Annotated in this window: 6 protein-coding genes; 4 read left to right on the top strand and 2 right to left on the bottom strand. The window is 45.5% G+C overall.

What is annotated here, in order from left to right; all coding sequences use genetic code 11:
• Nucleotides 1-7: 7 nt before the first annotated feature.
• The 4 genes from GX089_08105 to GX089_08120 all read left to right on the top strand — a co-directional run bounded on the left by GX089_08105 (nt 8) and on the right by GX089_08120 (nt 4,402).
• On the top strand, nt 8-1,333 hold the full coding sequence (locus GX089_08105) for a V-type ATP synthase subunit B (GenBank protein NLP02441.1): 1,326 nt from the start codon (nt 8-10) through the stop codon (nt 1,331-1,333).
• A 65-nt stretch (nt 1,334-1,398) separates the two neighbouring features.
• Entirely contained in the window at nt 1,399-2,001 is a 603-nt protein-coding gene (locus GX089_08110; protein NLP02442.1) for a V-type ATP synthase subunit D, read from the top strand.
• Nucleotides 1,998-3,917, top strand: a complete 1,920-nt coding sequence (locus GX089_08115) for a hypothetical protein (protein ID NLP02443.1) — start codon at nt 1,998-2,000, stop codon at nt 3,915-3,917. The genes GX089_08110 and GX089_08115 overlap by 4 nt, the downstream gene beginning before the upstream one ends.
• A gap of 35 nt (nt 3,918-3,952) precedes the next feature.
• Nucleotides 3,953-4,402 (top strand): ATPase, encoded by a 450-nt coding sequence (locus GX089_08120; GenBank protein ID NLP02444.1) that lies wholly within the window; start codon nt 3,953-3,955, stop codon nt 4,400-4,402.
• Between the two features lie 87 nt (nt 4,403-4,489).
• On the opposite strand, the gene GX089_08125 is transcribed toward GX089_08120, so the two are convergent.
• Together GX089_08125 and GX089_08130 are read right to left on the bottom strand one after the other, a co-directional pair.
• Nucleotides 4,490-4,900, bottom strand: coding sequence for a nuclear transport factor 2 family protein (locus GX089_08125; protein ID NLP02445.1), 411 nt, complete (start codon nt 4,898-4,900; stop codon nt 4,490-4,492).
• A 425-nt stretch (nt 4,901-5,325) separates the two neighbouring features.
• On the bottom strand, nt 5,326-6,591 hold the full coding sequence (locus GX089_08130) for a glucose-1-phosphate adenylyltransferase (protein ID NLP02446.1): 1,266 nt from the start codon (nt 6,589-6,591) through the stop codon (nt 5,326-5,328).
• Between the last annotated feature and the right edge of the window lie 639 nt (nt 6,592-7,230).

A 7,230-nucleotide genomic window follows, 5' to 3' on the forward strand; every position in this document is an offset into this window, starting at 1 on the left:
AAACAGAATGAAGACCAAAGCATTTCAGAAGATCTATACTCATATCGAAAATGTGACCAAGGCCACCTGCACAGTTGAGGCCGAGGGTGTTTCCAATGAGGAGATGGCACTGGTGGATGGCCGTCCGGCACAAGTCGTGAAAATTGCCGGAAAGAAAATCACCATGCAGATATTTCCAGGTACCCAGGGTGTGGCAACTGATGCGGAAGTGGTGTTTCTCGGAAAGCCCCCTACACTGAAAGTTTCAAACGAGCTCAAGGGGCGTTTTTTCAATGCCTACGGTCAGCCTATCGATGGGGGACCGGATATCGAGGGTAAAGAGGTGGAAATCGGAGGACCGTCGGTCAACCCGGTTCGCCGTAGACAGCCCTCTGAACTGATCGCAACCGGAATCGCGGGTATCGATCTTAACAACACACTGGTTACCGGTCAGAAGATACCGTTCTTTGCAGATCCCGACCAGCCCTTCAATCAGGTTATGGCCACAGTGGCTCTCAGAGCAAAGGCCGACGTGATCATTCTTGGCGGTATGGGAATGAGCAATGACGATTATCTCTATTACAAGACCCTGTTTGACAATGCGGGGGCACTTGACAGGATTATCGCCTTTGTTAACACCACCGACAACCCCCCTGTGGAACGTCTTCTGGTGCCGGATATGGCTCTCACCGCAGCAGAGTATTTCGCTGTGGAACACAAGGCCAAGGTCCTCTGTCTGCTGACAGACATGACACTTTACGCTGATGCTCTCTCTATCGTGTCAAACCGTATGGATCAGATTCCATCTAAAGACAGTATGCCCGGATCACTCTACAGTGATCTTGCAAAGATTTACGAAAAGGCGGCGCAGTTCCCTGATGGCGGTTCGATAACTATTATCGCTGTTACCACCCTGTCAGGAGGTGACATCACCCATGCTATCCCTGATAACACAGGATATATCACCGAGGGACAGCTTTACCTGCGTCGTGATACCGACATCGCGAAAGTTATCGTTGATCCGTTCCGAAGCTTATCCCGTCTGAAACAGCTTGTTATCGGTAAGAAGACCCGTGCGGATCATCCTCAGGTCATGAACACCGCAATCCGTCTTTATGCTGATGCGGCCAATGCCAGAACAAAGCTTGAGAACGGGTTCGACCTTACCGAATACGACCGCCGTACCCTGGATTTTGCACGGGAGTACTCCCGTCAGCTCCTGGCTATCGATATCAATGTTGAGGTTGATTCGATGCTTGATTCGGCATGGGCTCTCTTCGGTAAATATTTCACAAAGGACGAAGTAGGTATTAAGCAGGAATTGATGGAAAAGCACTGGGTTGGTGCAGAATAATATCCGGAGGTTTGCCGGATGTCAAAATGGGTGGTGACAGAATCATAGTAGTACAGAGGTAACTGATGGCTCTTAACTTTCAATATAACAAGACATATCTCCAGCAGCTTAACAAGGGGCTCAAGGTGCGTGAGAACGCTCTTCCCACCCTTGTTGCCAAGGAATCAGCGCTGCGGCTGGAAGTGAAAAAAGCCAAAGAACAGGTGATGGTGATAGAGCGGGAGCTCCAGGAGCAGTACAATGCTCATTCAAGCACTCACCGCTTGTGGAAAGAGATACCGGCAGGGATCATAAAAGTATCGCGTGTCGATACAGATTTTAAAAAGATCGCCGGTGTAAAGACTCCGGTTCTACGTGAAGTGAAATTCGATCTTCAGCGCTACAGCGCCTTTTCTCTTCCTGCCTGGGTCCCATCCGGGATCGAGATTCTCAAGAACCTTGCAAGCCTCAAAATATCGCTGGATCTTGCCAGGAAAAAAGTGGATATTCTCGAATTTGCCCGTAAGAAAACTACTCAGAAGGTTAACCTTTACGAGAAGGTACAGATCCCGGAGTACAGGGATGCGATAAGGAGAATTAAACGTTTTCTCGAGGATGAAGAGAATTTGTCAAAATCTTCACAAAAGATTCTCAAGGCCAAGATTGCCGAGGCGGAGGCTGTAAAATGATAGTAAAAATGAAACGTCTCGAGCTTCTGCTCTACTATAAAGAACGGGAACAGTTTCTGGATTCACTGCGCTCCCTGGGAGTGGTGCATATCGAGGAACTGCCTGAAAACTCGGAAAGTCCAAGAGTTTCAGAACTTGCCGGTCAGATCAGGACATGTGAGCGTGTTATCTCATCACTGAAAAAAATCCAGAAAGCGAAAGAGATCTCTGCTGTTCAGTCCAGGGATGGTGATCCTGTTGAGGTACTGAAGAGATTCGAAGAGTATGAGGAGAAGAGGGAGAAGATCACTCAGGAGATAGCTGCCCTGAGAAAAGATGCAGCGATGCTGCAGCCGTGGGGAAATTTCGAACCTGCATCTGTAAATAAGCTTCTGCCCGCTGGAATAAAGATCCGTTTCTTTTCGATGGTTCAGAAGAAGTATGACAGTCTTGATAAATCAAAGATTCCTTTACAGTTGATCTCAAGTGCAAATGGGCAGGCTTTCTTTGTGGTTATTGAACGGGGTGAGCCACTTCAGATCGATGCCGAAGAGATCCGTCTTCCCGACGTCTCGCTCTCTGCGATACAGGAAAAAATCAAGTCTCTGAATGCAAGTCTCAAATCAATAGAAAGCTCTATGGAGAAGATGGTTTCCAGCCTGGATCTCCTTGAGACTTTCCGGGTAGAGAAACAGAATCTGCTGAATTACGAGCGTGCGCAGCTCTCGATGCAGGGACATGCATCAGGCAAACTGCTGCACATGAAGGGCTGGGTCCCGATTGACAAGGAAAAGGATGCCAATTCCTACCTGCAAAAATTCTCAGCCTGGTATAAAATCAGTGAACCGGAGCCTGGCGAAACAGTACCCATAAAGGTTAAGAACGGACCCTTTTCCAGGCTCTTCGAACCGATCATGAAAATCTATTCATTTCCTGATTACTGGGAACTGGACCCGACACCGTTTTTTGCTCCTTTCTTTATGATATTTGTTGGATTGTGTCTGGGTGACCTTGGTTATGGATTAATCCTGACTGCCGCTGGTCTTATCGGTACTTTTCTGGCGCCAAAAAAAGTAAGGCCATTGACACTTCTGATTACTGTCTTAGGGCTTTCTACCGCAACAGCCGGGATACTGCTCAACGGTTTCTTTGGACATACTATCTTCGGAGGAGAGGGAATTGCCGAAGGATCTGCCTATTTTTCCAGGGGTGTAAATACCTTCTCGCCACTCAGTCCGATTGAAACGGACCATGGGCAGCAGTTTCCGATGATGTCCTTTGCGATTGTAATAGGAATAGTTCAGCTTTTATTTGGTATGATGCTTAATGCTATCAACAGTGCGATTCAGGAGGGGTTTAAGAGTGCTATACAGCCGATAGCTTCCCTTGGAATGCTTCTTACAGGTTTGATGATTGCGGCGCATGCACAATTTCTGGAGATGCATCAGCTGGTTATTGGACCGCTCAAGATCGGAAGTCTGCTTGTTGCACTCTCTCCGGGGCTTTCGAAAGTGCTCTTCTTCATCTCTCTGGCGCTTTTCATGCTGTTTAATAACCTGCAGATGAAGATATTTTTCAGACCGCTCATTGGTTTATGGGAGCTTTACCAGTATGTAAGTGGGATCATAGGAAATGCTCTCTCATATCTTCGTCTTTTTGCTCTGGGGCTTGCAGGCGGACTTCTTGCGTCTGCTTTCAACTATATCGCTTTCATGTTTATAACCAAGAGTGACGGGCAGGTTGAATATGGATCGCCAATGATAGTGGCGACAATTCTGGTACTGATTTTAGGACATACTTTAAATCTTGCACTTTCTATGATAGGATCTTTTGTCCACCCCCTTCGCTTGACATTTGTAGAATTTTACGGCAGCCTTGGTTTTAAAGGCGGGGGAAAGCCTTACAATCCTTTTAAAAACCTGAAATCAGTTCAATAATCCCACATATAATCATGATCAAAGGAGGCTCATAGATGGGATATATAATTGCAATGATCGGGCTGGGCTTGATGGTCGGACTTGCTGGAATTGGTTCGGCTATTGGAACATCAATAGTGGGTTCTGCAACTCTGGGGATGTTCAAGAAGAAACCTGAAGCTTTTGGAAGCGGTATGGTTCTTACTGCTGTTCCAGGTACACAGGGCCTCTACGGGTTCGTAGGATTTTTCCTTTACAATGGCCTGGTCAATCCTGAATTGTCTCTTTTTCAGGGTGCGGTTGTCCTTGGCGCCGGTCTGGCGATAGGTATCGCCTGTATGCTGTCCGGGATCTACCAGGGCAGAGTATGTGCCAATGGTGTCGAGGCTATCGGACAGGGACACAATGTTTTCGGAAACACCATGATTCTGGCGGCGTTCCCTGAATTCTACGCGATTCTTTCGCTTATCGCCGCTATCCTGATGCAGGCTTTGATGAAGCTGTAATCTGAATCAGAAGTAAAATTCGACAAAAAAAGCGGGACCCTGTGGGTTCCGCTTTTTTTATAAGATGTTAAATATTTACAAATTTGTTCAGGATCCGGCTCCACTCTCATAGGGAACACTAGTCAAAAAGGCACAGATTTTCCATTCATTTCCCTGCCGTACCAGAGTGAGAGCATAACGGAAAAGCACACTGCTTTCTGTTCCCTGGTTTGTGAAATTAATAGGAAGTTCAACAAGAACACTCCCAAGGGAGTTTTCCGCCTTTACATAGCTGTAGCGCACCTCGCCCCAGGAAACGTTCTCCATCACAGAAATATCCGCCTCAAAAGCATCCCTGATTTCATCATAGGATGTGATGATTTCATCATCATTGGTACCCATTATAAGCAGTGGCATCCCTGTAGCGATATAGGAGAGGCATGTATTGATGTCCTTACCTGCATAAGCTCCCAGAAAAGATCCAACGGTATTAAACACTTCTACTTCATACTGGTTCATAGCTGTTTCCTTTCCTTACCCATAGATTTTGTTATTGATGGATACTCTGTAAAACTTCGGGAACTGCTGCTGGCTCCAGTTTGTTAATAAAATTACTCCGGAAATTTCAATATATACATTGCCACCGCGAGCAGCCAGAGATGTAGTTGTCTACAGAAAAGTAATATAAACTTTAGTAGCATCAGTTAAAACAGTGGTTTAGCCGAATCGCTCATCCTGACGTTCTTTACGACGGAATCTGTATGGGAATTGGTAATAAGGATAGATATTTTATAGCACAGTTCAATATTTGGATTATCCACACATCCTGCATTGGAAAGAAAGATAAAAATATGAACTTTAAAAATTAGGGTAATGAGGTGCTGGTATCGATACTGATACCGGCACCGACCCTGAAAAAAAGGCTGTCAGGTAAGCGGTGTATATTAAAGAATATACCCGGATGGAATCTGTGCTGATTTGGGAACAACGATAATTCCATCACGGATGACGATTCCGTCACGTTCACCGTTCTTTATCCCCTCTCTATTGACTAACTGCACATCATCACCTATGCGCACATCTTTGTCAAGGATAGCGTTCTCGATGACACAGTTGTGGCCTATTCCAAGCCCATGCCCGTCATTACGCTCTTTTTCGTAAAAATCAGCACCCATGAAAATCACCCTAGAGAGCTTGCTTCCAGGCCTTATCACGGATCTCAGCCCGATGACACTGTCGGAAATGGTAGCGTCCTGTATCATCGATCCCTCACATACTATGGAGGAATTTATTGTGGAACCGTTAATTTTGGCTGCCGGAAGATATCTTGCATGGGTAAAGATTGGTTTCTGCTGATCATAAAAGTTGAACGGAGGAACCGGTTTGGTCATGTCGATGTGGGCGTCAAAAAAGGCCTTTGTTGTTCCGATGTCCTCCCAGTATCCTGTAAATGGATAGGCAAATACCCGGTAGTTGGAGATTGCGGCAGGAATTATCTGTTTACCGAAATCATCATAGTCATATTTTCCCAGAATGTCAAACAACACTTTCTTTTTGAATAGGTAGATCCCCATGGATCCCACGTGAGTTTTCTCCGGACCTGCCCCGCTGAACTCTTTTTTTGTGCGCAGTTCCTCTGGAATTACAAACTCATCTACAACAGCATCATCAACAGGTTTCTCCACAAAATCAGAAACCCGGAACTGGGAATCGAGCTTCATGATTCCAAGCTCCCGTACCTTTGACCGCTCAACAGGGACTACACTCAAAGAGATATCGGCGTCATTTGCGTTGTGAAATTCAAGAAATCTGTTGAAATCCATCCTGTAAAGATGATCCCCGGAGAGAAGCAGCACATTTTCGCCTGTCATTCTGAAATTGGAAATATTTTTCCGGACTGCATCTGCTGTCCCCTGGTACCATCCTTTGCTGTCAACAGTCTGTGAGGCGGCAAGAACTGAGACAAATCCCCCTGCGAATGTATCGAGCCTGTAAGTCTGGAAAATATGACGGTGAAGGGATTCAGAGGCAAACTGGGTAAGAACCCATATTGTGCGGATCCCGTGGTGCAGGCAGTTGCTTATGGGAATATCGATCAGGCGGAATTTTCCCCCGATGGGTACTGCTGGTTTAGAACGTGATTGAGTCAAAGGGTGGAGCCTGCGTCCCTGTCCCCCTGCAAGGATAATGGATGTGACTGATCTGGACATATATAATCTCCTCTGGAAATGTTACCGGGAAAGTTAATAAAGATTTAATGATATAGAATATAGTACAATTGGAGGTAAGATAGTAATGTCCGGTTAACTTAACTAATTGGAGCATATTATTTGAAGACACCGATATTTGTTTCTGAGATCGGGGTCGGAATCGGTATCGAATGTTTTTCATCTGATTGCTTCTGTAGGATAACCCGGGATTGTTTTTCGATTACGAGCACGAATTGAGAGGGCAAGTTATCACAATATATCAGGGCATGTGCAGGATTGTTAAAAATCAAATCATTGAAGAGATAAGGCGAGGGAGGTTTCCCCCTGTCTTCAGCCCGCAGAGGTCCAGGATTTTCCCGCCGTAGCTTCTTAGCGTAGGCGGGTCTTCCGCCACCACCTCTGTGTTGACGTAGTATTGTGCTCTGCGGGAAAATGTTACAAGTCGGGTACCATTGGCTGGCTTATTAATCTTTACTGGTGGAAGAAGAAACGAATATTGTAAACCGGATAAGACCTAAATTGGACTATAAATTTACATAAAAAAACACCTTTTGAGTCATTTAATACAGTAAATTATAGGTGAAAAACACATAATAACTGAAAATAAATGAACACTCAAAAGGTGATATAATGAAGATA

The sequence above is a fragment of the Fibrobacter sp. genome, from assembly GCA_012523595.1.
Taxonomy (GTDB): Bacteria; Fibrobacterota; Chitinivibrionia; order Chitinivibrionales; family Chitinispirillaceae; genus JAAYIG01.